Source organism: Paenibacillus sp. cl6col (assembly GCF_900102125.1).
Taxonomy (GTDB): domain Bacteria; phylum Bacillota; class Bacilli; order Paenibacillales; family Paenibacillaceae; genus Paenibacillus_B; species Paenibacillus_B suaedae.
Map to the genome: position 1 here is coordinate 25,416 of NZ_FNAZ01000019.1, position 25,155 is coordinate 50,570.

19 protein-coding genes and 1 pseudogene are annotated in these 25,155 nt (G+C 48.0%); 15 read left to right on the top strand and 5 right to left on the bottom strand.

Going from position 1 to position 25,155, the window contains the following annotated elements; genetic code table 11:
- The first annotated feature begins 16 nt into the window (after nucleotides 1-16).
- From BLS15_RS27760 to BLS15_RS29240, 7 genes are all read left to right on the top strand, one after another.
- Entirely contained in the window at nucleotides 17-3,700 is a 3,684-nt protein-coding gene (locus BLS15_RS27760; protein ID WP_254777419.1) for a DUF5704 domain-containing protein, read from the top strand.
- Nucleotides 3,701-3,987: 287 nt separating this feature from the next.
- Complete coding sequence (locus BLS15_RS27765; RefSeq protein ID WP_028532570.1) at nucleotides 3,988-5,766, top strand: cache domain-containing sensor histidine kinase; 1,779 nt, start codon at nucleotides 3,988-3,990, stop codon at nucleotides 5,764-5,766.
- Nucleotides 5,763-7,280, top strand: coding sequence for a response regulator transcription factor (locus BLS15_RS27770; RefSeq protein WP_090514780.1), 1,518 nt, complete (start codon nucleotides 5,763-5,765; stop codon nucleotides 7,278-7,280). Before BLS15_RS27765 ends, BLS15_RS27770 begins: the two co-directional genes overlap by 4 nt.
- Nucleotides 7,281-7,468: 188 nt before the next feature.
- Nucleotides 7,469-8,812, top strand: coding sequence for an extracellular solute-binding protein (locus BLS15_RS27775; protein ID WP_090514784.1), 1,344 nt, complete (start codon nucleotides 7,469-7,471; stop codon nucleotides 8,810-8,812).
- 83 nt (nucleotides 8,813-8,895) lie between these two features.
- Nucleotides 8,896-9,777 carry a carbohydrate ABC transporter permease gene (locus tag BLS15_RS27780; protein ID WP_021262218.1) on the top strand — a complete coding sequence of 294 codons (882 nt, stop codon included), beginning with the start codon at nucleotides 8,896-8,898 and terminating at the stop codon, nucleotides 9,775-9,777.
- A 143-nt stretch (nucleotides 9,778-9,920) separates the two neighbouring features.
- On the top strand, nucleotides 9,921-10,781 hold the full coding sequence (locus BLS15_RS27785; RefSeq protein WP_051614091.1) for a carbohydrate ABC transporter permease: 861 nt from the start codon (nucleotides 9,921-9,923) through the stop codon (nucleotides 10,779-10,781).
- 262 nt (nucleotides 10,782-11,043) lie between these two features.
- Nucleotides 11,044-11,154: a YjcZ family sporulation protein gene (locus BLS15_RS29240; RefSeq protein ID WP_217635877.1), complete on the top strand. Its 111-nt coding sequence runs from the start codon at nucleotides 11,044-11,046 to the stop codon at nucleotides 11,152-11,154.
- Nucleotides 11,155-11,609: 455 nt separating this feature from the next.
- Here the strand turns inward: BLS15_RS29240 and BLS15_RS27790 are convergent, their stop codons facing one another.
- The 4 genes from BLS15_RS27790 to BLS15_RS27805 all read right to left on the bottom strand — a co-directional run bounded on the left by BLS15_RS27790 (nucleotide 11,610) and on the right by BLS15_RS27805 (nucleotide 14,446).
- Nucleotides 11,610-11,828 (bottom strand): DUF3006 domain-containing protein, encoded by a 219-nt coding sequence (locus BLS15_RS27790; protein ID WP_028532574.1) that lies wholly within the window; start codon nucleotides 11,826-11,828, stop codon nucleotides 11,610-11,612.
- 5 nt (nucleotides 11,829-11,833) lie between these two features.
- Nucleotides 11,834-12,724 (bottom strand): ComEC/Rec2 family competence protein, encoded by an 891-nt coding sequence (locus tag BLS15_RS27795; protein WP_028532575.1) that lies wholly within the window; start codon nucleotides 12,722-12,724, stop codon nucleotides 11,834-11,836.
- A gap of 266 nt (nucleotides 12,725-12,990) precedes the next feature.
- Nucleotides 12,991-13,542 (bottom strand): BsuPI-related putative proteinase inhibitor, encoded by a 552-nt coding sequence (locus BLS15_RS27800; RefSeq protein ID WP_028532576.1) that lies wholly within the window; start codon nucleotides 13,540-13,542, stop codon nucleotides 12,991-12,993.
- A gap of 205 nt (nucleotides 13,543-13,747) precedes the next feature.
- Nucleotides 13,748-14,446, bottom strand: a complete 699-nt coding sequence (locus BLS15_RS27805) for an aspartate/glutamate racemase family protein (protein ID WP_090514787.1) — start codon at nucleotides 14,444-14,446, stop codon at nucleotides 13,748-13,750.
- Nucleotides 14,447-15,022: 576 nt separating this feature from the next.
- Here BLS15_RS27805 and BLS15_RS27810 point away from each other — a divergent pair.
- Nucleotides 15,023-15,475: a hypothetical protein gene (locus tag BLS15_RS27810; protein WP_090514790.1), complete on the top strand. Its 453-nt coding sequence runs from the start codon at nucleotides 15,023-15,025 to the stop codon at nucleotides 15,473-15,475.
- Nucleotides 15,476-15,559: 84 nt separating this feature from the next.
- Here BLS15_RS27810 and BLS15_RS27815 read toward each other — a convergent pair.
- Nucleotides 15,560-16,744 (bottom strand): annotated as a pseudogene (locus tag BLS15_RS27815) (transposase).
- 251 nt (nucleotides 16,745-16,995) lie between these two features.
- Here BLS15_RS27815 and BLS15_RS27820 point away from each other — a divergent pair.
- From BLS15_RS27820 to BLS15_RS27850, 7 genes are all read left to right on the top strand, one after another.
- A complete protein-coding gene (locus BLS15_RS27820; protein ID WP_090514792.1) occupies nucleotides 16,996-18,213 on the top strand; it encodes a helix-turn-helix domain-containing protein in 1,218 nt (405 codons plus the stop codon).
- Between the two features lie 48 nt (nucleotides 18,214-18,261).
- Entirely contained in the window at nucleotides 18,262-19,299 is a 1,038-nt protein-coding gene (locus tag BLS15_RS27825; protein WP_090514795.1) for an ABC transporter substrate-binding protein, read from the top strand.
- A gap of 21 nt (nucleotides 19,300-19,320) precedes the next feature.
- Nucleotides 19,321-20,172 (top strand): alpha/beta hydrolase, encoded by an 852-nt coding sequence (locus BLS15_RS27830; RefSeq protein WP_090514826.1) that lies wholly within the window; start codon nucleotides 19,321-19,323, stop codon nucleotides 20,170-20,172.
- A gap of 15 nt (nucleotides 20,173-20,187) precedes the next feature.
- On the top strand, nucleotides 20,188-20,973 hold the full coding sequence (locus BLS15_RS27835) for a 2,3-dihydro-2,3-dihydroxybenzoate dehydrogenase (protein WP_090514798.1): 786 nt from the start codon (nucleotides 20,188-20,190) through the stop codon (nucleotides 20,971-20,973).
- Between the two features lie 43 nt (nucleotides 20,974-21,016).
- Nucleotides 21,017-22,276 carry an isochorismate synthase DhbC gene (gene dhbC / locus BLS15_RS27840; RefSeq protein WP_090514800.1) on the top strand — a complete coding sequence of 420 codons (1,260 nt, stop codon included), beginning with the start codon at nucleotides 21,017-21,019 and terminating at the stop codon, nucleotides 22,274-22,276.
- A 3-nt stretch (nucleotides 22,277-22,279) separates the two neighbouring features.
- Nucleotides 22,280-23,905, top strand: a complete 1,626-nt coding sequence (locus BLS15_RS27845; protein ID WP_090514803.1) for a (2,3-dihydroxybenzoyl)adenylate synthase — start codon at nucleotides 22,280-22,282, stop codon at nucleotides 23,903-23,905.
- Between the two features lie 293 nt (nucleotides 23,906-24,198).
- Nucleotides 24,199-25,152: an isochorismatase gene (locus tag BLS15_RS27850; protein ID WP_090514806.1), complete on the top strand. Its 954-nt coding sequence runs from the start codon at nucleotides 24,199-24,201 to the stop codon at nucleotides 25,150-25,152.
- Nucleotides 25,153-25,155: the final 3 nt, after the last annotated feature.

Below are 25,155 nucleotides of genomic sequence, written 5' to 3' on the forward strand. Positions count from 1 at the left end.
TGTTTTCTTGAAAAGAATGAGGCTCTTATCAAAAGTTATACTTACTGTCTTCATCATTAATTTACTTTGTATTTCGTTAAATTCACTATATATATCTGCTTCAGGCGAGATACGTGAAGAAATTGACTACGAATTTAATGCTGGTTCTGATGACTATGTGTACGGTGGATACATATTCTCTGATAAATCGTCACTTGAAACGAAACCTATGGTGATTCCGTCAAAGCCCGGGAAAGTAATAAAAAAAATTGAATGGGCGGATAAATCAACAAAACAAGTCTTAAGAACAGTCAGCGGCTTTAAATCCGGGAAAACGAAAATTGACATTAATGATGGATTAAAGGATACACTGCAGGGAACAAAGTTAAAAGTAACTTCTAAAGATAACGGCAACTTTGGAAGTATATATTATTGGGATCGATGGTCGATCAACGATCCCGCTAATTGGGACGGAAAACATTGGCGTGCTGGTGCTGGTCGTGTAAGTGTAGCAGATAGCAGAGGGTGTGATGCTAATGTTCCTAAAGAAAATATACAAGGTCATTTGCTACCGAAATATCCCGGATGCACGGATCCAAATTTAGAAGCAGATATACCTAGAACTTCCCCATTTTACATAAATGATCCGACTGATTCAATGAACTTGATATGGATTAAAGACGGTGCAATTTCGAAAATTAAGAAGGATATATCGGCTTCTAATGTTCGAATTGATGACAACAACATAATCCCTGATCTTCACAATGGGCCAGGTGGTTATACAGATCCTAGTACAGTGGGAGGAGAAGTAGCAGGTCTAGCAGACTTAAGTATAATTACGATATATTTTAAACAAACCTTCAACAACGATACCTACAATAAATACTGGGCAAATCCAGGGGCCAAGCAGGTCTGGTATTTCTCTAAATTCTTTGTTGATTTCAACTCAGTTACATACCGATACAAAGACAAATTACTTATCGCTACATATGCCGATGGAACATCGGGACTAGAGATTACGGGGAACAAATGTGTTGCCCCTGGTGGGACTACACAATTGGTTGCCAAATTAACGAAAGTTGATGGCACCACATGGGAGCTGAAAAACCATGCTAAACTAACGTGGACAAGCTCTAATGCTAGTGTGATGACCATCAACAATTCAGGTCTGGTTACAGCTGTAGCATCTACCGGAACGTCAACCATCACTGCTCGTTTTGCTGACTCCACTCAGGCGTTGGATGAAAAGGCAGACTTCTCTATGACCGTGGGAACGGGGAGCTCCTGTACCGACGATAACAACGGAGGGAACCCTGGTGGAGGGACGGGCCAGTGCAAATACACGATTGCGGCTCCTTCATCGGGAAGCACAGTAACCGGAAATAAGATGAATCCAGATGTAACCGGAATGATCAAAGCCGACAACCGTGGCAATGAGAAATTCGATGTCCTCAGAGGGATTCCAACCTCCGAGAATTTGTATGCTAATGTGTTTGCGAATCAGTATCTATTCCAACATACATTTGCTAAAATGTCAGGCAAAGTAAACTATCAGTGCCAGGTAGAGGTTACCTATGCTCTGGAGTGGAAGCAGAAGCAACCAGATGTGTGCACGACGAATAAACAAGGGCAGCGTGTGTGCACGCCACAACCGGATTTGACGATGAGAGATACAGAATCCAAGACCTACAGCTTTTCCTTCCAACGTGACTATTCGTATTGGCAGATCAACAACATCGAAGTGTACGGAATTCAACGAGCAAGTATGAACAACTACGCACTGCCTAATGGAACAGTAACGCTGCAGCCATCAGGGTACTCAGCCCCTTCTCTTTCAACGGATCACAATTCGGATGCATCGGCTCACGTCAAGCCGAAGGATAGTGGTACAATTTCATTTACACCAGCAACAGTACCAGGAATGTATACAAGGCCGAGCGTGCCAAATGATGAATCACAACTCAAAAGCAGGGCTGAATCACAAACGGGAGAGCCAGAAGTACGAAATGATCTTGTGACCTTCAACGGCACTACGATTATGAGCAATAGCTGGACAACGAAACATGGAACGACACCTGGAAATATCCCTTCACCTACGATCATTGGTCAAAATGTTCTCTATCGGAGCGGTATGCTTATTAGCAGCAAGCTCGTCAATGCGGCCAACACCCCAAGCTCAGGCACGATCTACTACAATCTTGTTCCCGGCAACATAAATGGGGGCAGTGACAAGCAATTCTCAATCAACGGCATTAATACCGTTACCGTACATACACCTGTTGTGAATTACTCCTCGATTACGGATGATCGTGAATATAACCAAAAGACAACACCCAACTACATTCGTGCCGCCTTGATACTGGAGCGGCCATTTACAGTCCGAATGCCTACGAACGGTCAGCATGTGAATTATCCGGGATACGGCGACCGTGATTATGCGAAATATTTCCGAATGAAGCAGGTATGGTTCCCATTCGATGTCTATACCGCAGATCGCAGCAGATTCATCCCGAAGCGCACGTGGACGGACATACCGGTTAACCAATTAGATACGACATTCTTCCTGCCTGTCTGGGTCGATGAGGGGGATTATTCGGTCTTATACCGCACGATTGCGGAAAATGCGCCGGATTCCTTCACGCATCAGCCAACAGCCAATACGAATTGGGAGAACCATGTGGCGACCCATGAAATCGCGGTCGAGGTCATTGGCAGGGTGTACGATTTCCATGTGACGGACATTATGGACTTCAATTGGGAGACGGTATTTCGCAAGCAGAAGGGAAGCAGTGAACCTACTGGAAACTCCTATTGGGTGGGGAGCAAAGGAATCGACGGAGATGCGCGCGGTAATGCCTTTCCTTATGAGCTTCCTGTCCGCAAAGGAAGCCACCCTGATTCCTCGTATAAAAATGTAGCTGTGAAGACAGGGTATGCGTTCAAATTCGACCTGAAGACGAAGGGGAATATGTTCGGCTCAGGAGATGGCATCCATCTTAAGCCTACCTTCTACTTCACGGACAGCAAGGGGCAAAAGCGTCAGGAAGTAGACGTCTATTACCATACTGATGAACGGAAATTTATTCGGATTGGCTCAGCAGAGGACAAGGTAAGGCGGAGTATGGAGCTTAATGCGCGACTTCGCAACGTGCCAGAGCAGCGCATCTTAGATGCAGCGGGCGCCTTCTATGAGCTGTTCGCCAGCAGCATATCGACAAGCCGTCAAGCTTACATCGAGGAATGGGCAAGGGCAGCGAAGAAGCCGACGACAATTGGCAGCTACAGTGATCTCTTCCTGCCGTACCATGTCCGAACATTTATGGGGCCGACAAGTGTGCCAACTGGAGTCTCGAAAGCACGTGCATATTCGTCGATTCAACAGTGGTATGGAGAATACAACCTGCCCGCGAAGCTGTATATCGTGCCGAAGGGCTTTGATTTATCGAAACAGTTCAGCTTTAACGACAAGGCGCCATTCTTCCTGCGCGATGGGTTCCTCATCGTGAACGTTGATATAGAGACGGTACGAGACGGGCAGAAGGGGAAGCCGCATTTGCAATACATAAAAGCACCGCTCACAAATCAATGGAAGCGGGAGGGTTCCCACCCGCAATTCACAGATCCGTACGGCGTTACGTTCCGACTAAAGGATGGGGATGTCATGTTCTACCGAGCGGATCAATCATCGGTTGATGATTTTGGAGTAACAGGAACGCATTAATTCGACGATGTATCTTGGGCGCATGACGAGAGGCAACAGCATCGCTAATCACAGTTGAACGACAAATAGTTGAAAGAGAAAGACCCGTAAGACGGACGCTCTGCAAAATAGAGAGCTCCTCTTGCGGGTTATTTTCTTTTTGTGGCCCGAAGGTTGTCTTCTCGGCTATTTAATCTGCAGGAAATTGATAGATTGTATAGTAGACCGGCTGTGGTATATTTTAGTTTGCCCATACCTTGTATAATTTTACCTAACTGAAATGTCGATATTAGGAGGAATGCTTCATTATGCAGCGTTGGTTAGGCAAGTCATTGAAGCGCAAGTTATCGATAATGTTGCTAGGTGCCATCCTTGTGCCATTGTTGTCGCTGGGATTTGTATTGTACAGCATTGCAGCGAAGGAGGCCGAAGAACGAACGAAGCAGTCCAGTCTTGGGCTGCTGGATCAGATCAAGACAAATCTGGAGTTTATCGTGCAGGACGTTGAGAATATGTCCATTTTCCTAATTGCACAGGAGGACATTCAGCGTTATCTCGCGTCTACGAATCAGGGCAGCAGCGGGCTGCAAATTAAACTGATGGGATTCTTATCGAACTTTGCTTTTTCCAAATCATATATCTCAAACATCTCCATCTATCCAAACAACGGCAATCATACGCTATCCAACACAACGATTTTCAACAACGGACTCTTCACAGACAACAAGAACACGAACATCCAACAGGTAAAGAATAAATGGTGGAGCTCTCTCTACACGAACGTGACAACGAACGGAGCGGAGAAGGTCATTTCCTTCGTGCGGCCAATAGGGAGCACTACGACTTATCAGCCTAAGGGGATGCTATCCATCAGCATAAGCGAAGCAGCGATTGCTGATTTTATGATGAAGCCGGCTCTGGGCAGTGGAGAGAGCTTGCTGCTTGTAGATCGGGACAATCGAATTCTCTCGGGTACGATCCGGGATGGTCTGTCGAAGTCCGTGACGGAACTGCTTCCGAACTGGGATGCACCAGGGATGCAAGAGAGACAGGGCTTTGTCACCTACGGGGAAGGGAAAGACAAGAAAACAATCGTGTATACGACAGTTCCGCATGTAGACTGGCGTCTGCTGGCAGTGATTCCTTATGAGCAGTATCAGGCGCAGAATCAATATGTCGTAACGATAACGGCCGTTACGATTGGACTAGCGATGGTTATCATCGCAGGTATCGTGCTGTTCCTTATCATGCGGGTGACGAGGCCGCTGCAGACGGTGGCAGTCTCCTTGAAGGGGTTTCGGCCCGAGGAGGATGTCATTGCGCTTCCGATTACCTCATCTGATGAAATTGGCATGCTCGTGCATAGCTATAACAAGCTTGGAGAACGTGTCCATGTGCTGATGGAAGAGGTGAAGCGGCATGAATCCATGAAGAAAGAAGCCGATATGCAGGCGCTGCAGGCACAGATCAACCCTCATTTCTTATACAACACGCTGGCATCCATCCATTGGATGGCGCTCATGAACAAGGACGCCACGATTGCGCAGATGGTCGGGGCATTAAGCGATTTCTTGCGCTTCAGCTTGAACAAGGGGAGCGAGTATTGTCAGGTCACGCAGGAGGTGCTTCATGCGCAGCACTACGCATCGATTCAGCAGATTCGGTACCCGGATCAATTCGACATCACGTTCCATATCAGTCCTGAGCTTGAATCGCAGTGGATGCTGAAGCTTCTTCTTCAGCCGCTGATCGAGAATGCAATCATTCATGGAATACTTGGCAAGCGATCAAAAGGCCGAATTACCGTAATTGCACAACACACTGCAGATGACCATATACACTTCACCATTGAAGATTCCGGACAAGGGATGCCGCAGGAACAGTTGGACGCACTCCTTCAGCAGATCGAACTTCCACTAGACCAGACACGCAAGCCAGAACACAGCTATGGGCTGCGCAATGTGAACCAAAGGCTCAAGCTGCATTATGGGGAGGCGTCTGGGTTGCAGATTCATAGCGTAGAAGGCGGGGGGACGACCGTATCCTTTATGATTCCTTTTATCGAAAAGGAGGTTGAAAGACAATGAAGCTGCTAATCGTGGATGATGAGGTTATTATTCGTACAGGCATTCATCAAGTCATTGATTGGTCTGCGATCGGAATCACGGCTTTACAGCCTGCTGCATCGGGAGAAGAGGCCTGGCAGCAGATTCATAATGAACAGCCCCATATCGTGATGACGGACATTCGAATGGGGGCGATGAGCGGGTTGGAGTTGGCTTCCCTAGTGAGAAATCATTATCCAGCAACAGAGGTAATCATGCTGTCCGGGTATGATGACTTTGCCTATGCACAGCAAGCAATGCGAGTAGGCGCGCAGGATTACATCTTGAAGACGAGCCGTCCAGAGGAGATCATGGAGGCGGTCTTGAAGGCGAAGCAGAGATGGGAAGCAAGACAGCAGCATGATCGGATCGGACATTTGAATGTCCATCTGCTCAAGAAGCAGCTGCTGGAACAGCTGTTGACGGAAGGAATGCCGGAAGAACAACTTGCGGGCGGACAAGTATTGGAGCTTCTGGAGCTTAAGGCGGAGAACAGAGCATATCAGGTTATTTTCCTCACTGTATCTGGTTGGAAAGATGAACAACTGCTGCTGTTTGCAGCTTCGAATATTATAGGCGAAGCATTGCAGTGTGATATCTCGCTTCGGCCCCATCACATGGTTCTATTATGGAAACAGAAGACGGAGTATGAGCAGACAAGAACGCTGTCTACGACGTTTGCCAATTGTGAGAATCTTCTGAAATGCTCGATCTTCGCGGCATTCGGATCTATTGTTCCTCACTATGAGAAGATACGGCAATCCTACGTGGAAGCCGAGCGAGCATTGGCCTATGTACATATCGTTAGCGATAGAAGGATCATCCAGTATAAAGACATTCAGCATCGAACAGGCGGTAGAACGGTATGTACACGGGAGGAAGAGAATGAACTCGCCACGATATTAACGCAAGGCAATCGGGCGACGCTGGCACATTGGATTCAGGAGATTGTGAAGGCGCAAGTCTTAGACGAACAGACAACGCCTGAATCGCTGCTGGCCTATTTGCAGTCTATATTGGTGTCAGCCTGCCGTTGGCTGGAGCGAATGGTGCCCGAAGAACGTACGCTCAGTGAATTTCGCCATCGTCTTCTGCCGAATCATGAAGTAGAAGCGGGATTGTATCGCGCCTGCTGCGCCATCATGGAACGCTATCAGCAATACGATGAACGGAATCGCGCGAATTCCTATATTCAGCGTGCGATGTTCTATATCCGAGAACATTTGCATGAGAGTCTCTCCCTACAACAGGTAGCTGCCTATGTGCATGTGAATCCGAATCATTTCAGTGAGGTGTTTAAGCGGGAAGCCGGCATGAATTATATTGACTTCGTAACATTGGAGCGAATGGGGCTTGCGAAGGAACTGCTAACGGGATCGGAGCGGAAGATAAGTCAGGTAGCAAGCGATTGCGGCTACGAGGATGTGAAGTATTTTTGCAAGCTGTTCAAAAAGCATATCGGATTGTCCCCCTCTCAATATCGGCAGCACAACTGAAAAAAGTCACCCCTTTCACCGAAGAATATCACCTGCTTTACAAATGTCTTTCTTTTATAGTGGTACCTAAGAGATATCGTTTATAAAAGTGCGACACTTCCACAGTAGTGTACAGCGTGGATAGAGGGCCGATGGTACTGTTGGGCAAACACTTTTAAAATGAACTGAAGTCATGAGGAGGGCTGCACATGTTGAAAAACAAAATGCGTTGGAGCCAAATGGTTATGCTTGTGATGATGCTTACATTGGTGCTGGCAGGCTGCGGAGGTGGATCGACATCCCCATCAGATTCGAACTCAGGGGCCAAAGTGGATCCGAAGAGTAAGATTCAGCTTACTCTATGGCATAACTTCACTGGGGAAGATTTGCGCGCCAAGGCGATGCGGGGAATCATTGAACAGTTCAAGAAGGATAACACGAATGTAGACTTGCAGATTCAAGCAATTCCACCGGATGCGTATCGCCAACGATTGAAAGCGGTTGCGGCTGCAAATGAGATGCCGGACGTATTCATTATGCATCCGGGTACGATTGCCAAGGAGTTCTCAGCTGCAGGCTTGATTCAGCCGCTTGATGGATTGCTTGATGCGAATAAGGATTGGAAAGACGGCTACATGCCGAACTCCTTCGATGACTTCACGTTTGACGGGAAAATATACAGTGCGCCAATGGGACTGTCTCCAACGTCTATTTTGTATTACAACGAGAAAATACTAGCGGATAATGGCCTGACTGTACCGAAGACTTGGGATGAATTATTGAACGCAGTTAAAACGCTTAAATCCAAAAATATCATTCCAATCGCGCTTGGCAATAAAGCTCCATGGCTTGCACAATCCAGTATTCTCAGCTCGCTGGCAGATCGCGTGACGGGCACAGAATGGTTCAACAAGGCGGTTGCACAAGACGGAGCGAAGTTCACAGATCCTGAATTCGTGAAGGCGCTTGAGCATTTGCAGGAGCTTGCTACGGTTGGTGCGTTCCAGGAAGGCTTCAACGCGATCGACGGGACACAAATGGAACAATTGTATTCACAGGGCAAAGCCGCGATGATCATTGAAGGCGGATGGGCGGTAACGAATCTAGTCGCAACGGCGCCTCAAGAGGTACTAGACGCCACAGGCGTTGCTGTGCTGCCATCCATTCCGGGAGGTAAGGGAGATCCGAACTCGGTGTCCGGCGCGATCGGGGTTGGACCTGCGCTGAGCAGCAAGGTAGAAGGCGATAAGAAGAAGATAGCGGAAGAACTCATTCTAGCACTGGTTGGTCCGGAAGCTCAGAAGACAACATTAGAGGCGAACCAGCTCGTCAGCTTCAAAGTAGATCTCGATAAGAGCAAAGTGAACGCATTGTTCGCCAAGCTGTATGATCTCGTGAATCAAGTGAAGCGTACACCTGTCTATGATGCGAAATTAACGTCTGGAGCAACAGAGGTCGTCAATAATGGCTTGCAGGAGCTGCTTCTCGGCGGGAAGGCGGAAGATATCGCGAAGAAGATTCAGGATGCGCAGGAGCAAGGGTTGAAGGAGTAGTTTGTGTTTGGACGTAAGGCCATTATTGACCCTACTTACGTATTGGGATCATGCAGCCTAACAAAAGAAAAGGATAGATGACTATGACCGCTGCATCGCGAGCGCGGATGTTTATCATGCTTGGCTTGCTGCCCGCGCTTCTTATTTATTTGGTGTTCGTCGTCATTCCGGTAATCTGGTCATCGTATTATGGCCTGTTTAGCTGGAAAGGCATGGGCGATATGAAGTTCATTGGATTGAAAAATTATATAGAGGTTCTAAGCGATCCAATCTTCTGGGGCTCATTCCGCAACAATCTGTATATCGTGGCTTATTCTGTATTCGGTCAAGTTCCAATTGCCTTGCTGCTGGCGCTGCTGCTCGTGCGCAATCGCTGGTTCGAGAAGTTCATCCGCGCTTCGGTATTCATGCCGATGGTGCTGTCCTCGGTCGTGATCGGCTTAGTATGGGGATATATCTATCATCCTCAGATCGGGATATTGAACTTCCTTCTGGATTCGCTCGGATTGTCTTCTTGGAAGCTCGGCTGGCTATCCGATCCGAAGGTGGCAATGCTGTCGATTGGACCGCCGATCATATGGAGCAATATCGGGCCGTATCTAATCTTATTTATCGCAGCATTGCAAAATATTCCGAGCGAAGTGAATGATGCGGCCAAGCTGGATGGTGCTGAAGGGTGGAAGAAGCTGTCCCTCATTACACTGCCGATGATTTGGGGCATGATTAAGGTGGCTGTTATTCTATGCATCTCGGGAAGTTTGAAGGCATTCGATCTCATCTTTATCATGACGCACGGCGGTCCGGCACATTCAACCGAGCTTCTGGCCACGTATATGTACAATAACACGTTCAATATTTTCCGATATGGGTATGGGAGTGCCGTATCGACATCTATTGTCATTCTAAGCTTAATCCTGATTGTAGTCAGTCAATTGCTGATGAATCGGAAGAAGGATGCGCTCTAAGTAGAGGAAGGACTCGAACATGATGAGTAACATAGGAGCGGATTTCGATCAGACACGATCATGCTTCGATGTTGCCACTTATAAGTCCAAGAAGATAGGAGGAGAGGAACATGGGGAACCAACCCGTTCAACAGCTTGGCCGCATGCCTTCCTCTACAAGGAGACGTGCTTCCAGCCGGGTGTGGAAGCAGGGGGGAGCCGGACTGGTCTGGTTGCTGCTAACCCTGTATGCATTATTGACCCTGTATCCATTGTTATGGCTGTTCATCAGCAGCTTCAAGAGCAACGAAGAGTTTTTCTCCTCTCCATTTGGCATGCCAAGCGAGTGGAGATGGGATAACTTCGTTCGAGCATGGGATGTAGCGAGCATGAATGTTGCCTTCGGCAATTCTCTGGCTGTTACGGTAATTTCACTCGTGTCCACCCTGCTGATCGGCGCACTTGCAGCCTTTGTATTGTCACGATTCAAGTTCAAGTGGAAGCCGTACATCATGGGATTGTTCCTGCTCGGGATGCTCATTCCGATTCATAGTACACTGGTTCCACTGTTCATTATGATGAAGCAAATGTCCATTCTCGACACCTATGCGGCGCTTGTACTGCCTTATACGGCATTTGAACTGCCAGTTGCGATATTTGTCCTGTCCGCGTATATGACCTCCTTCCCGAAAGAACTGGAGGAAGCCGCATTGATCGATGGTGCAGGATATACAGGGATCTTCTTGCGGGTTATTCTGCCGCTGTCGATGCCGGCGCTGGCAACCGTGTCTGTACTTGGCTTCCTGCGCTTCTGGAACGACTTCGCATTCCCGCTCGTCTTCATTAGCAATCCGCTGCTGAAGACATTGCCGCTCAGCCTCTCCATCTTCGCGGATGGCTACGGTACGGACTACAGTCTGACGCTGGCAGCACTTAGCCTGTCGGTCGTTCCGACGATTATTATGTACTTGATCTTCCAAGAACAGATTATGAAGGGGATGCTGGCAGGGGCAGTGAAGGGGTAACAGTGGGGAAAGCATCATATGATTTGTATAACTGACTATTATTTAAACGTAACAATCCTTACCGCCAACGAATTTCGTTGGCGGTATTTGTGCATGCTTCATGGCTGTTGGTTACAGAAATAAATGTAAATGAGTCTTGCCGAGGGACAAACGCTGCTTGACTTATGTGAATGCCTAATTATTTCTGCTTGGGCAAAGCGCCGTGTCTATCCTTGTTCTTCATCATACTATGTTGTGTACCTAGAGAAAGGAGGTCATCTCAATGGGTGAATTTGCTGGCAGAGGCTGTGGATTTGGAGGCTTCACGAGCACAGGCGCAATCTTAGTTCTGTTTATCTTGTTGGTTATCATCTTGAGTTCTTGCTTTATATAATACGATAGGATTGAACAATATCGTTACCGACTTCAATGATCGACATCATCGTGTTATGCCTTGCTGATGAAGCAAGGCTGTTTTTATTAGTAGGGAATAGCTCGTATGAAGCACTTTTCTTTTCTACACGACATTTACTACATTTACTAGAGTATGCTGGCAAGTCCGAAACCGACTGAGCAAAATGGATGTGTAAGCTACACCCATTTATGTGGCGGTGCTCAATCATTTCTTAGCTTTTTACGAACGAGAGCACAAATCTGTACAACAGGATGAATTGATCCGGAAGATTATTACTTTCATAACGCTTACAGTCCTGTGAGAGATTATGTCTCGTAGTCATGGCAAAAGAAAAAGCATCCTTAACAGGGGAATATCTATCCCAGGCTAAGGATGCTTGCAGGTTATCGCAGTCCGTTTTCTATTCTATGGTTGCATATTGTGAAAGCAAATGATTAGTCTTCGAATAACTCATCCATCAGCTGGTCGACTTCTTTTCTGCGTTCTTCTGTAGCTTGTTTGTCAATCGTGATTACATTTCCGACAATATGAACAACATCTCCAACCTCAGCTTCTGCGGGGAGCAGATGCTTCGGATATTCGATGGTATGTCCATCTTCTACTTCAATGGTTACGATATCACATTCAATCTGGTCGATTACCCCTTGAATCAATGTTGTTACCTCGCCTTCTCAAATGTTATTGACTTTCCGTCACTTATTGAAATGACAGTGCCCTCTTTATCAGTTCGGAACACTTTGACATTGGCTTTCTTAAGGCGTTTCATGATGACATCTTTCGGATGATTATATTTGTTATCCTTGCCAACGCTGATTACCGCATACGTTGGATGAATTGCTTTTAGGAACTCAGCTGAGGTAGACGTATCCGACCCATGGTGGCCGACTTTGTATACATCTGCTTTTAAATTCGCACCGCTGTTGACCATGTCGGTTTCGCTTTTACGCTCAGCGTCCCCTGAGAATAAGTACGATGTATTTTTGTATGTAACCTTAAGAACTGCGCTCCATGCATTCAAGTCCTTTCCATAATCTCCGACTGGAGCAAGGAACTCAGCTTGTACGCCATCGAGCGGGAGCTCGACCCCAGCTTTTGCGGATTTGATCTTGAGCTTTTGCTTTTTGACCGCTAATAGGAAATCCTCATAGGTCTTCGTTGTGTGAGATACTCTGGGCGCATATACGGATTTGGCTGGAATCGCATTGAGGACGGTATCCAGTCCACCGATATGATCGGCGTCAGGGTGAGTGGCTATGACTGCGTCAAGCTCTTTAACCCCGTACTGTTTCAAATATTTGACCACGTTCTCTCCTTGACTGTTGTCCCCTCCATCAATTAGGACATGCTGTCCTTTGGGCGTTCGAATTAGGGTTGAATCTCCCTGACCAACGTCCAGATAATATACTTTCAATACGTCTGACGATTGCGCCTTAGGCTTCTCTTGCTTAGGCTTCTCTTTCTGGATGTTTCCTTGAGTTTCCGTACTTGTTGGTGTGCAAGCTGTCAGCAATACGACCAAAAGCAGGAAAGGTATGTATAGTTTCTTCATAGATGCCTCCTTCTCCTATTAACAATATTATCATATTGCAATGGGGGATAGGATGGTTGATGTTGGTCTCTTTCTTGTTCTTGGCCACCGTATAACATGAAAAGTTAACGAGAAACGACTGTATGTAGAGAAGGGGAAGAAATTTAGGTTCAGCAAAGCACGAAAACACCTTCAAGATTATGTTTTATCTTGCGATAAGAACACTCATCAGAAAGGTGCTTTTATTTTTCTCACTTTTTTGGGGAACTTCGAATCATTGATAAGGTTTATTTTAGCTCAACGACCGTACTAGCATTCAATTTCGGTGAAGCAGTGGCAGTGGTATCAGAAGGGACGTCTATTAACATCTTTACCTGAACAGTGTACCGTCCTTTCGGCACCTTCTTTTTCGCCTTGTCCTTGAGATTCCATTCCGCTGTAAACGATAGCTCACCATCCTTTTTCAAATCATGGATGATCAGTTGTTGTGTGAATGCTTTGTTGTCAGACCAGTTGAACACTTCTTCATTGTTTTCATTGTTAACGATGATTTCATATTTTTGTGAGCTGTAAGAGAGAGTAATATCTTTGCCAGACGTGTTGCGGAGTTTCATATGAATGAGCAGGCGGTCTTTCTTTTTCTCGGTTGATAAAGTGGTTTGCAATGTAGGCTTCGATTCCTTTTTATCCTTGCCCTTGGCGGGCAACGGTTTGATTTGTTGAACTTGATGCTTCGATTGCGACTGCTGCTGGTTGGCCGCATATGCGCTTTGCGTACTGCCGACTAGAAAAATAAGTGCGCTTGCCCATACCAGTGGCAGCATGATTGATTTTTTCATTCACATCACCTCATTCTACATAACGTGAGTGGGGGAGAGATTGTTGCATTTAGGGTATTGAATTGTAAACTACATGTTCGAGTTTATGAAAAGCAGAAGCCCTAGTCAATTGACTAAGGCTTAGGTGTTTCCATTGTCGAGATGGACTTCATATCCGATTGAGAGTTGCTACTCCAGTTCATGACTATCCAGAGATATGGCTTTTTTATTGTCCCGTATTTAAAGATATATTTACAGCTTCAACAGCATGTATATAGGTTGTGTCAAATACAGGTACTTTGGAGTCCTCCGGCTTTACCAATAATCCAATCTCTGTACAACCTAAAATAATTCCTTCGGCTCCTAGTTCAATCAATCCCTGGATCACTTTTTTATAGTAGTCTCTTGATTCTTGATCAATTTTGCCCAAACATAATTCCTCATAAATAATCTTATTGATAAGTTCTCTTTCATTGGCATTTGGTACAATAACTTTGATCCCATTCAGTTCCAATCGGGATTTATAGAAATCCTGCTCCATCGTATATTTGGTGCCAAGCAACCCAATGGTTCGAAGCCCATTTTCTTTAATTCGATTTGCCGTTGCATCTGCTATATGTACAATGGGGATATTGATTTTGGATCGGATATCATCTATAACTTTGTGCATCGTATTCGTACAAATAACGATAAAATCGGCTCCTCCTTTCTCCAAAGAGCGAGCAGCGTTAGCTAATACTTCACCGGCTTTTTCCCAATTTCCTTCTGCTTGGTACTGTTCAATTTCCTCAAAATCAACACTGTATAGAAGGCATCTCGCTGAATGCAGCCCTCCCAGTTTTCTTTTTACCTCTTCATTAATTATCCGATAATATTCAACTGAAGATTCCCAGCTCATTCCGCCAAGCAAACCAATTACTTTCATGTTGCCCCTCCATTCAACCTTTTTTGCCACCAGTTCAACCGCATTTTTTTCTAATAGAACGATGAAGGAACTGATGCCTTCTTCTACTATGGTACATTATTATAATATTGAAAAGAGTAAACATAAAAGTGAAGATAAATCATAGTTATGTAAAAACTTGTCGTCGACCTCCAATCGCGTAAAAAGTCTTGGGGATCGACGACTAATTGCACGGAGATGTAACGGGGAAATCAATGATATTGTAAGGAATCAATAAGAAGTTGGTATGTTAAGCGATTAGAAAATATGGGTTGTTTGTTTAAACGACTGTTTGGTAGAATGGGCGTAACGACGGCACCTTTTGGGGTTATGAACGTACCTATGAGGAATTGAAGTTTAAAGAAGCTGCCGCCAATTGAACGGGGCTCGCTATGTCCACAATCCACTTAGATTAAGTTTTCTTTATAGAATATTACATTAATGTTTAATAACCGACAAAATATTAGTCCTATCGCACTATATACCAGAAGGTTGATTAATTGGTAATATTTTGTTAAGAGTTCGGCCGACTCATATTGCATTTGGAGGCGAATGTTTATGAGAATAAGAAAAGTAATAACAGCCTTGATTACTTCCGTGCTACTACTAACTTTTGCACCATCTGCTTTTGCGCAAAAAGGTGTTGCAGATACCTTTGATACTGCAATTGAGGTTGACCTTGGCTATGTGCATGAGCATGGCGGTTACCTCGACGCTCCCGATGATCTCGATTTCTACCATGTAAAGAACACTACTCCAGGCATGCGTACAGTAGCAGCGATATTTACCCCACCTAATAGTGGTGGAACGTATGATCTGATGTTTATTGTATTCAAAAATGACGGACAAGTTATTTCGTTCAAAGATGAGGGCAATAGTCCTGCAATAACGCGTTTTCTGACAACCACTATTAATCCTGGTGAAGACGTGTATGTATTAGTGCGAGGGAGATACCCTTCGGATTATGATCCTAACACACCGTACAGACTGGTAATAGACACTCGCCGTTAGATGTTATTAATAAAAAAAGCACCTTTAGGTGCTTTCAGACTGTCGACAAATGCCTCAGGTTACATGAGTAACCGGGGCATTTTTTCAAAAAAATGGTTTTCGGAGCTTGAAAATAGAGAAAGGTCCTTTTTTCCTCCACATCCAATTCGCCAGTTTTTTGAGGTTCATGGCACTGAAAACAAGCATCGTCTGCAAGGCCACTTTTTGAAGTCCTCGTAAAGTGGTCCATCGCATGCGATGCTTTTCTTTGAGATCGGCGAAGACACGTTCAATCGTTTCTTTTCGTATAGCATATAACTGTTTGTTCTCCGGTGTGTGCCTAAGATGGTCAACCTCTTCCACATACCTCGCCCAGACATGACGGGTCACTCGCTTGATCACGTCTTTGCTCTCCGTGCACTGGCTCCGTAACGGGCAATTTCTGCAAATACTCGGATTCGAACGGTATTGCTTATATCCTTCCCGGGTTGTAGTCTCATAGATTAACACCTGATTAGCCGGACAGAGATAACAATCGTAATGCTCATCATAGACGTATTCATGCTTCCGGAAGAATCCGTCCTTCGTATGTGGACGGGTGTAGGGCATAACGGGGCGAATCTGCTTATCCAGCAACGTTTTACAAATGTGTGGGGTCTTGTATCCGGCAACTGCAGCTACCGCTTGGGGGCAGCCAAAGCTATCTGCAACTTCTTTTAAAACTTCTTCCCGTGCATTGCCCGGTCCCGATTCAGTACCGCTTCCAACTCAGTCTGGTACCTTTTCGCCTCTTGTTCCACCATTTGCTTGATGTATTTCTTCTTGTTAGCGTTGGCCTTTACGTGTGTCGCATCGATGAAGAGTACGGAGGGATCCACTAAATTATGGCGGCAGGCCTGTTTCAGGATCTGGCTGAAAATCTGCTCGAAAATGTTGGTATCCTTGAAGCGACGCACATAGTTTTTGCCAAAGGTACTGAAATGAGGAATGGACCGGGTAAAGTCATAGCCGAGAAACCAGCGGTAAGCCACATTAGTTTCGATTTCTCGAATGGTTTGGCGCATGGAACGATGCCGAACAGATATTGAATGAAGACCATCTTAATGAGGACCACCGGGTCAATGCTGGGCCGACCCTGATCTGCACTGTACAGGTCTTTTACCAAGTCGTAAATGAAGGAGAAGTCGATGACTTTTTCAATTTTACGAACCAAATGATCTTGGGGAACAGTTCGTCTAAAGCAACAACCGCAATCTGATAGCGGCCATCTTCCATTTCCTGATGAAGCATGATTTTCACCTCGTTCACATTGTTCTCTTATGTATTCGACAAAAAAAGCGTGTAGACCTTGTATCTAAAGATACTTTGTCTACACGCTGGAACCTCAACAGATGTTGGGGTCTTTTTTTGTATTTCCATATTTCCGTTGACTTCCTTAAAATGGTGTGTTAGTTTATGTTTGAAAATGAGAATCATTATCACTATCTGTTATATTTATATTATTCATCAACTTCACCGCGATTTCAAGAGGAGGGGAATTTATGCGTGCAACAGAAAAAGCGCATACAGATAACGGCTCGAACGTGATGGGCCACATGCAGAAGACGGATTTGCAGGAGATTAAAGCGTTCATGGAGCGCCATTATAATGAGCAGCTCACGATTGGACAATTGGCGGAAATGGCGAATATCAGCCCCAAATATTTCGTGGATTTATTTAAACGAAGGTTCGGTCAGAGCGCTATGGGATTTTTGACGGATGTGCGCATTATGCATGCGAAGCGCTTGCTGACGGAATCAGACGCAAGGTTGCGAGACATTGCGCAAAAGGTAGGCTACCGAGACGAGTTCTATTTTAGCCGCAAGTTCAAGAAGGAGGTCGGCTTGTCGCCATCCGATTTCGCTAAAGATTCCAAGAGGAGCATCGCCGTATGCTCATCTTCGACAATAGGCCATTTGCTTGCGCTCCAACTCATCCCGGAGGCAGCGCCTCTCGATCCCAAGTGGTCTCCTTATTATTACACCCTCTACAGCAACAAAATTAAAACGCATCTTCTTTTAACTGATCCTTATCATAAATTCACATTTGAAATTAATCTGGATAAGCTGTGCCGGGCACGGCCGGACGTCATCATTGCTTCAGATCAGCTCCAAATGCGCGAGAGCAGCAAACTGAATGGGATCGCTCCCGTTCACAATGTAGCGAGTAAAGCGGGCTGGAGAGAGCAGCTTATGGGAATTGCCCGCTTCTTGAACAAGGAAGAGCTTGCGCAGCAATGGATCGATCATTACGAAAAAAACGCCCGAGCCGGACGCGCACAAGCGGCGCAGCAGTTGGGAGACGATCGCGTCATGGCACTGCGAATCTACCAGACTCAACTATTCGTGTACCAGAATCGAGGTTTGGAGGAAGTGCTGTACGATGACTTGCAACTCAAGGCTGCCTGCGAAAGAGGGCTGCAAGGCCATTCCCCGATCTCGATGGATGAGCTTCGTGAGCTGAATCCTGAAAGGATTCTACTTGCCGTGTGCCCAGAGGCTTCATCCCGCAAATATTGGCTGTCACTGCAGCATTCTCCCGAATGGAGGCAGCTTCAATCGGTACGGAACGGGCATGTACATCCGATAACTGCAGATCCTTGGTTCGAATATTCAGCTGTTGCGATAGCTCGGATGCTGGATGAGGCTTTGCTGCTCTTTACTGGAAATTGTCCAAATACATTTCAGGATTATGGCTATGGTGAATCCTTCGCAACGTGAGTATACTCAGAGTCGATTGAGAATCGTTATCATTGGAGGAGAGAGATCGTGTTAAATCGACGGAATGCAGGGGCAAAAGGTTGGAAATTTAGACTAACAGCACTATTGTGCTGTGTACTTATCGGAAGTTTGCTCGCGAGCTGCGGCGCCAAAAAGGAGGATGGCAATGCCCCATCCGAATCTCAGAGCCCGAAAGAAGCCACGTCCAATGTGTCAGCCGCTGCCGCGGGAGCGAAGAATGCTGACACAACCGAAGAGCGGACGGTAACGGACGAGCTTGGGCATGAGATCAAGCTTCCGTCCACACCGAAGCGGGTATTCGCCCCTAACATGGAGGACTCCTTGCTGAAGCTGGGCGTGAAGCCTGTGGCTCAATGGTCTAACGGGAAGAAAGGGCATGAGTACTTGCAAGAAGAGCTGAAGGATGTTCCTAAGTTGGACTTGTCGGCAGGGCTTCCTTCGCCGGAGGTGTTAATGTCCTATAACCCGGAATTGATCATCTTGCACACGGAGACATACGCCAAGGACGCAACAATATATGAGAGCTATGCGAAGATCGCGCCGACGTATGTCTTCAAAAATGCATCTGGAAATATCGAGAAATCGCTCGTCACGATAGGAGACTTGCTCGGTAAGTCCACTGAGGCTGATGCAGCATTACAGGCCTATCGGCAGAAGGTAACGGACGCCAAAGAGAAGCTGAGCAAGGCTGTTGAGAACAAGAAGGTCGCCATCATTCGGTTTGCGCCGAGAGGAATTAGTCTGATGGGAGGCAAGTATTTGTGCGGATATGTGCTCCATCAGGATTTGGGACTTGGTATTACGAAGCTGGTGGCCAATGAGAACAGCGCGAATCTCTCGCTAGAAGTCCTCCCTGAAATGGATGCGGACTATATTTTCGTCATCAACGCTTACGATCAAGGAAGCGACCGCATGAAAGAGATGATGGACAGTCCAATTTGGAAGAGCATGCCTGCGGCCAAGCAGGGTCATGTCTATGAAGTGAACAACCAGTACTGGCTTGGAAGCGGCTTGATTGCGTATGAAAAAATCGTTGACGACACGGTTCGCCTGTTGACGGAATAGGGGGCAAAGCGGTTGGAACAAATGAAATCAACGCCGACGCTTACCGACTTTTCACGCCGCAGGATCGAGATTCCACTTGCAGAACAGTGGGTGCTTCGTTCACGCGCAGAACGGCGATCGTATCAAATAATGGTGGCTCAGCCCCTAGGATCGCCTCCACCAAGCGGTTATCCGGTTATTTACTTGCTGGACGGCAATTCCGTATTCGGCATGATGGTGGAAGCGCTGCGGCTGCAATGCCGCAGACCGGATAAGACCGGAGTGCTGCCCGCTATTGTGGTAGGAATCGGTTATGAAACGAATGGACCATATGCACCTGATCGTTTCTATGACTTCACACCGCTGCCAGCCTCGGACTTCAAGCAGCGCCCAGATGGCACACCACTCCCTGATCAAGGCGGGGCAGCAGCTTTCCTGCAATTCATAGAGGAGGATCTGAAGCCTCAGATCGAGAGTGAGTTCCAGATTGACCGTGATCGTCAGGCACTGTTCGGTCACTCGCTGGGTGGTTTGTTCACGATCTTTACGCTGTTCAGCAAGCCAGAGGCGTTCCAATATTACATCGCTGGCAGTCCATCGCTCCATTGGAATCCGGACTACATGCAAGAGCTGGAGCGAAACTTCATCGCGCAAGTACGAATGCAAGAACGCCCGCTGCAAGCACAGGTACTCCTCGGTGTTGGTGAGCTTGAAAAAACGCATGTATGCCGTAACTGTGAGCGTGCGAACGAGCTGGCGAACCGTTTGTCGGCTATATCAGCAGACATCGGAGTAGAGGCAGAATACAAGGAATTCGAGCAGGAAGGCCATGTGTCGGTGCTTCCGATATTGGTGAGCCGGGCGCTGCGATTCGCACTGCGCCCGGACAAATAGAGAGAGGTTGGCAGGATGAAATATTCAGGGATTGAAGGCAAGGTAGCTGTTGTTACAGGCGCGGCTCAGGGGATCGGAGAGGCGGTGGCGCGTGCACTTGCCGTTCAGGGTGCAATCGTGGCTGTCGTCGATCGGAATGAGGCTGGTTGCACCAGCCTCACAGCCGAACTTGATGCTGGTGGATATCATGCCGCTGCTTATCCAGTCGACGTATCCGACAGTACGGCCGTGAATCGAACGGTGGGGCGGATAGAAGAAGAGCTTGGCCCGATCGGCGTTCTTGTCAATGTGGCAGGCATACTGCGGCTTGGCCCGATTGAGACATTGAGCGATGAAGATTGGCAGTCAACCTTCAGTGTCAATGTGAATGGCGTATTCTATATGTCGCGCGCTGTCGTAACGCGTATGGCCAAGCGCAGATCGGGAGCGATTGTGACCGTAGGCTCCAATGCCTCCGGTGTACCGCGCACGCAGATGTCCGCCTATGCGGCATCGAAAGCAGCCACAACGATGTTCACGAAGTGTTTGGGTTTGGAATACGCTCGGCATCATATTCGCTGCAATATTGTGTCGCCAGGCTCCACGGATACGGAGATGCAGCGCTCACTGTGGAATGGACAGAACGGAGCCGAAGCCATGATTGCGGGTTCGCCGGAATCGTTCCGCCTCGGGATACCGCTGGGCAGAATCGCGCAGCCATCGGATATTGCCAATGCTGTTGTGTTTCTCGCATCCGAACAGGCAAGACACATCACGATGCACGACATGTGTATCGACGGCGGTGCGACATTGGGATGTTGATACTGAGGTCAGGTGACTGATATATCGGAAGGAGTCGATTGACATGTTGAAATGCGATACCGTTCCCACAAGTGAGGGGATACGGCTTCTGGAACAATATCAGGCGGGATCGTCCTTTCTTTTCTCGTCGCCTCAAGGAGCTTTGCTGACGCACGGGGAATGGGCGCGGCTGGTGGATTGGCAGGCTGTGGATGAAGAGAGCTTGCCTCAGGCCGTGTCGAAGCTGTTGGATGCAGCTCGGCAGGGGGATCGTGATTGCCCGGTCGTTGTCGGTGCAATTCCGTTTCACATGGAGGAGCCTGTGTGTCTATATGTACCGAAGGAAGTGCATCGGTACGAGCCATTGCGCATGGATGCGCATGATTATTTGCAACAGGAACCGGAACAGGACAGTTATTGTGTACGAGCAATTCCGGAGCCAGAACAGTATAAACAAGGCGTTAACCAGGTTCTTGAGCGATTGCAAACGGGCGAACTCCAGAAGGTGGTGTTGTCCCGATCCTTGGAAGTGACTTTGACGCATGATGTGGATGTGCAGCGCTTGCTGCATCGATTGCTTAGCCAAAATACCCGTGGTTATACGTTTGCAGTTCCATTAGCGATGGAGCACCCGCATGCAAGCAAGGACAAGGGCGTATCTGCTGCGGAAGGAATGGCCCAAACGTTAATTGGAGCAAGCCCCGAGCTGCTCGTAACAAAGCGGGGAATGCAAATCAAGGTGAACCCGTTGGCTGGTTCAGCAGCACGCAGCGATGATCCGGTCGAGGATGAGCGGCGTGCCGCCCAGCTTCTGAGGTCGGAGAAGGATCTGCATGAACATGCGGTCGTCATTGAGGCGGTCGTATCCGCTCTCCGTCCGTATTGCAGCAAGCTTCATGTGCCGGAAGGGCCGTCGCTCGTGTCTACGAAGACAATGTGGCATTTGTCTACGGAAATAAACGGCGAACTTGCGAATCATGACATATCCTCCTTGGAGCTCGCCCTGGCGCTGCACCCGACGCCTGCCATTTGCGGAACGCCTACGGAGGCCGCTCGGAACTTGATCCGGGAGATTGAACCGTTCGAGCGTGGGTTCTTCACGGGGGCGGTCGGCTGGTGCGATGCGAATGGAGACGGAGAATGGGCCGTTACGATTCGTTGCGCGGAAGTGGAGGGCCGCTCGCTTCGTCTCTTCGCGGGAGCGGGAATCGTAGTCGGCTCGTCCGCGGAAGCGGAGCTTGCTGAGACGTCCGCCAAGCTTCGCACGCTGCTGCTAGCGATGGGGCTGAATGAACAACAACCGATGATGATGCAGGGGGGATGAACGATGCTGGCAGGATGCCCGACATGGCCGGAAGAATTTGCTGCACGTTATAGACAGGAAGGATGCTGGCAGGGAGAGACATTCGGCACGATGCTGCGCCACCGTGCAGCCCAATATGGAGATCGCATCGCAATTGTGAGCGGCGATCGGCGAGTCAGCTATGCTGAACTGGATGAGCAGGCAGATCGCCTGGCAGCTGGATTCTATCGTTTGGGAATTAGGGCGCAGGATCGAGTTATTGTCCAACTCCCTAATATTCCGCAATTTTTTGAAGTCATATTTGCGCTGTTTCGCATCGGAGCACTGCCTGTCTTCTCCTTGCCGGTGCACCGCAGGAACGAGATTGGCTACTTATGCGAGTTCACACAGGCAGCCGCGTATGTGATCCCTGATAAGGATGCGGGGTTCGATTATCGGGAGCTCGCCGCACAGGTGAAGGACACGCTGCCAGATTCAAGCCGCGTTATTGTTGTAGGTGAGCCAGGCGAATATACAGCGCTGGATGATCTGTATGCGGAGCCTAGCATTGGCGAGATTAAGGGGCCTAGCTCCCGGGATGTCGCTTTCCTCCAATTATCTGGCGGGACAACGGGATTACCGAAGCTCATCCCACGGACGCACGACGATTACATATATAGCCTACGCATGAGCGCAGAAGTTTGCTCGTTGAATGAACACAGCGTATATCTGGCGGTGCTGCCGATCGCGCATAATTATCCGCTTAGCTCTCCCGGCGTGCTTGGCACGCTATATGCAGGAGGGCGGATCGTGCTTGCCCGAGGAGCAAGCCCTGATGAAGCTTTCCCGCTTATTGCCGAGGAAGGCGTCACCATTGCAGCCGTGGTGCCGCCGCTCGCCTTAATTTGGCTGGATGCCGCGGAATCGCGCCGCTACGACCTCACTCACTTGGAAGTGCTGCAGGTTGGGGGCGCCAAATTCAGCGCAGAAGCTGCTAAGCGGGTAAGAACGACAATTGGCTGCACGCTGCAGCAGGTGTACGGGATGGCAGAGGGCTTGGTGAACTATACGAGATTCGATGACCCCGAAGATACGATAATCAATACGCAGGGCCGCCCGATGTCACCATATGATGAAATCCGCATCGTCGATGATGAGGATGACGAGGTGGCTCCAGGCGAGGTGGGACATTTGCTGACGCGCGGGCCGTACACCATTCGCGGATATTACCAAGCCGAGCAGCATAACGCAAGATCCTTTACGACGGACGGCTTTTATCGCACAGGTGATATGGCCAGAATGACTCCGACTGGGTACTTGGTGATTGAAGGGCGGGCGAAGGATCAGATCAATCGCGGCGGAGATAAGGTGGCTGCTGAGGAAATCGAGAATCATTTGCTTGCCCATCCTGGTGTGCATGATGCCGCTGTTGTGTCTATGCCGGATGAATTTCTTGGCGAGCGCACATGCGCATTCGTCATTCCCTATGAAGCTGCCATAACGGGCAGCGAGTTGAAGGCTTTTCTAAGAGACAGAGGGCTTGCATTATATAAAATTCCAGACCGCGTAGAGTTCGTCGAATCCTTTCCACAGACGGGAGTCGGCAAGGTGAGCAAGAAGATGCTGCGGGAGCTGATCGCTGCGAAGCAGGAGGCATTGAGCAAGAAGTAAGTGATAAGCGAAGATGCATTTAGAGTTGTAACGAAGCATTAGAAGTAGTAACTGAAGAAGCGACAGAAAAAGTGCTTGAAGAAGTGCTTAAAGAAGTGCTTAAAGAAGTGCTTAAAGAAGTGCTTGAAGAATCGCCTAAAGAATTGTCTAAAGTGTCTGCGAGCCGCTAGAAGAAGTTCTTGTGAGTGCCTATAGGAGTATGTGAAAAGTAAGTGATGAGGTTTCTTGTTCATGAAAATGTCTCGTGTTGTTGCAGAGTTTATCCATAAAAATTAGTGAAAAGAGGAGAAACGATGGGTCTTCCTACTATCCTTCCATATCGATTGCCAAGTGAGGCAGAGCTGCCAGAGAACAGGGTCGACTGGAGTCCGGATCCAAGCCGTGCTGTACTGCTTATCCATGACATGCAGCAGTATTTCGTCGATGCCTATCAGACTGGCGAATCGCCGCTGGTTGAACTGATTGCGAATATTAAGGAGCTGCGCGAACGCTGTTCGGAGCTTGGCATACCTGTCGTGTATTCGGCGCAGCCAGGAGGGCAGACTCCTGAGCAGCGTGGATTGCTGCATGACTTCTGGGGGGCGGGCATTAATGATGGGCCATACCAGAAAAAATTCGTAGACGAGCTGGCGCCGCGGGTGAACGATATTCTCGTGACAAAATGGCGCTACAGTGCCTTTCAGAAAACGAATTTGCTTGAAATATTACGGGAACGCGGACGGGATCAGCTGCTCGTATGTGGGATCTACGCGCATATTGGCTGCCTGATGACCTCGTGCGAGGCATTTATGCAGGATGTCCAGCCGTTTCTCATTGCAGATGCGGTTGCTGATTTTTCGCTCGACAAGCATCGCATGGCGTTAACCTATGCGGCAGAGCGATGTGCAGTAGTGGCAACGACGGAACGGGTTCTGAAAGCTCTTAACCGGCATGCTGCCGAGCAGGAAGCAGAGGAAACAGCTGGAGCAGAAGCGGGATTTTCGGTAACACTGCAATCTGTGCGTGAAACGGTTGCGCAGCTGCTGCAGGAGGAACCGTCTGCGATTGGCGATCAAGATAATCTAATCACGCAATGGGGGTTGGACTCGATTCGGATTATGAGCTTAGTGGAACGTTGGAAGCGCAGCAGCATTGCGGTAAGCTTCGTGGAATTGGCGGAACGGCCGACGGTAGCAGGCTGGTGGGAGCTCTTGTCCGCCAAGCTCAGCAGTAACTCGGTGCCTAATTATGATTATTACTCGATATAAAAG

Excerpts from the sequence above, each read along its gene's own strand:
- BLS15_RS27760 (WP_254777419.1), top strand. The coding sequence starts at position 17 with ATGAGGCTCTTATCAAAAGTTATACTTACTGTCTTCATCATTAATTTA.
- BLS15_RS27765 (WP_028532570.1), top strand. The coding sequence starts at position 3,988 with ATGCAGCGTTGGTTAGGCAAGTCATTGAAGCGCAAGTTATCGATAATG.
- BLS15_RS27770 (WP_090514780.1), top strand. The coding sequence starts at position 5,763 with ATGAAGCTGCTAATCGTGGATGATGAGGTTATTATTCGTACAGGCATT.
- BLS15_RS27775 (WP_090514784.1), top strand. The coding sequence starts at position 7,469 with ATGTTGAAAAACAAAATGCGTTGGAGCCAAATGGTTATGCTTGTGATG.
- BLS15_RS27780 (WP_021262218.1), top strand. The coding sequence starts at position 8,896 with ATGACCGCTGCATCGCGAGCGCGGATGTTTATCATGCTTGGCTTGCTG.
- BLS15_RS27785 (WP_051614091.1), top strand. The coding sequence starts at position 9,921 with ATGCCTTCCTCTACAAGGAGACGTGCTTCCAGCCGGGTGTGGAAGCAG.
- BLS15_RS29240 (WP_217635877.1), top strand. The coding sequence starts at position 11,044 with ATGGGTGAATTTGCTGGCAGAGGCTGTGGATTTGGAGGCTTCACGAGC.
- BLS15_RS27795 (WP_028532575.1), bottom strand. The coding sequence starts at position 12,724 with ATGAAGAAACTATACATACCTTTCCTGCTTTTGGTCGTATTGCTGACA.
- BLS15_RS27800 (WP_028532576.1), bottom strand. The coding sequence starts at position 13,542 with ATGAAAAAATCAATCATGCTGCCACTGGTATGGGCAAGCGCACTTATT.
- BLS15_RS27805 (WP_090514787.1), bottom strand. The coding sequence starts at position 14,446 with ATGAAAGTAATTGGTTTGCTTGGCGGAATGAGCTGGGAATCTTCAGTT.
- BLS15_RS27810 (WP_090514790.1), top strand. The coding sequence starts at position 15,023 with ATGAGAATAAGAAAAGTAATAACAGCCTTGATTACTTCCGTGCTACTA.
- BLS15_RS27820 (WP_090514792.1), top strand. The coding sequence starts at position 16,996 with ATGCGTGCAACAGAAAAAGCGCATACAGATAACGGCTCGAACGTGATG.
- BLS15_RS27830 (WP_090514826.1), top strand. The coding sequence starts at position 19,321 with ATGAAATCAACGCCGACGCTTACCGACTTTTCACGCCGCAGGATCGAG.
- BLS15_RS27835 (WP_090514798.1), top strand. The coding sequence starts at position 20,188 with ATGAAATATTCAGGGATTGAAGGCAAGGTAGCTGTTGTTACAGGCGCG.
- dhbC (WP_090514800.1), top strand. The coding sequence starts at position 21,017 with ATGTTGAAATGCGATACCGTTCCCACAAGTGAGGGGATACGGCTTCTG.
- BLS15_RS27845 (WP_090514803.1), top strand. The coding sequence starts at position 22,280 with ATGCTGGCAGGATGCCCGACATGGCCGGAAGAATTTGCTGCACGTTAT.
- BLS15_RS27850 (WP_090514806.1), top strand. The coding sequence starts at position 24,199 with ATGGGTCTTCCTACTATCCTTCCATATCGATTGCCAAGTGAGGCAGAG.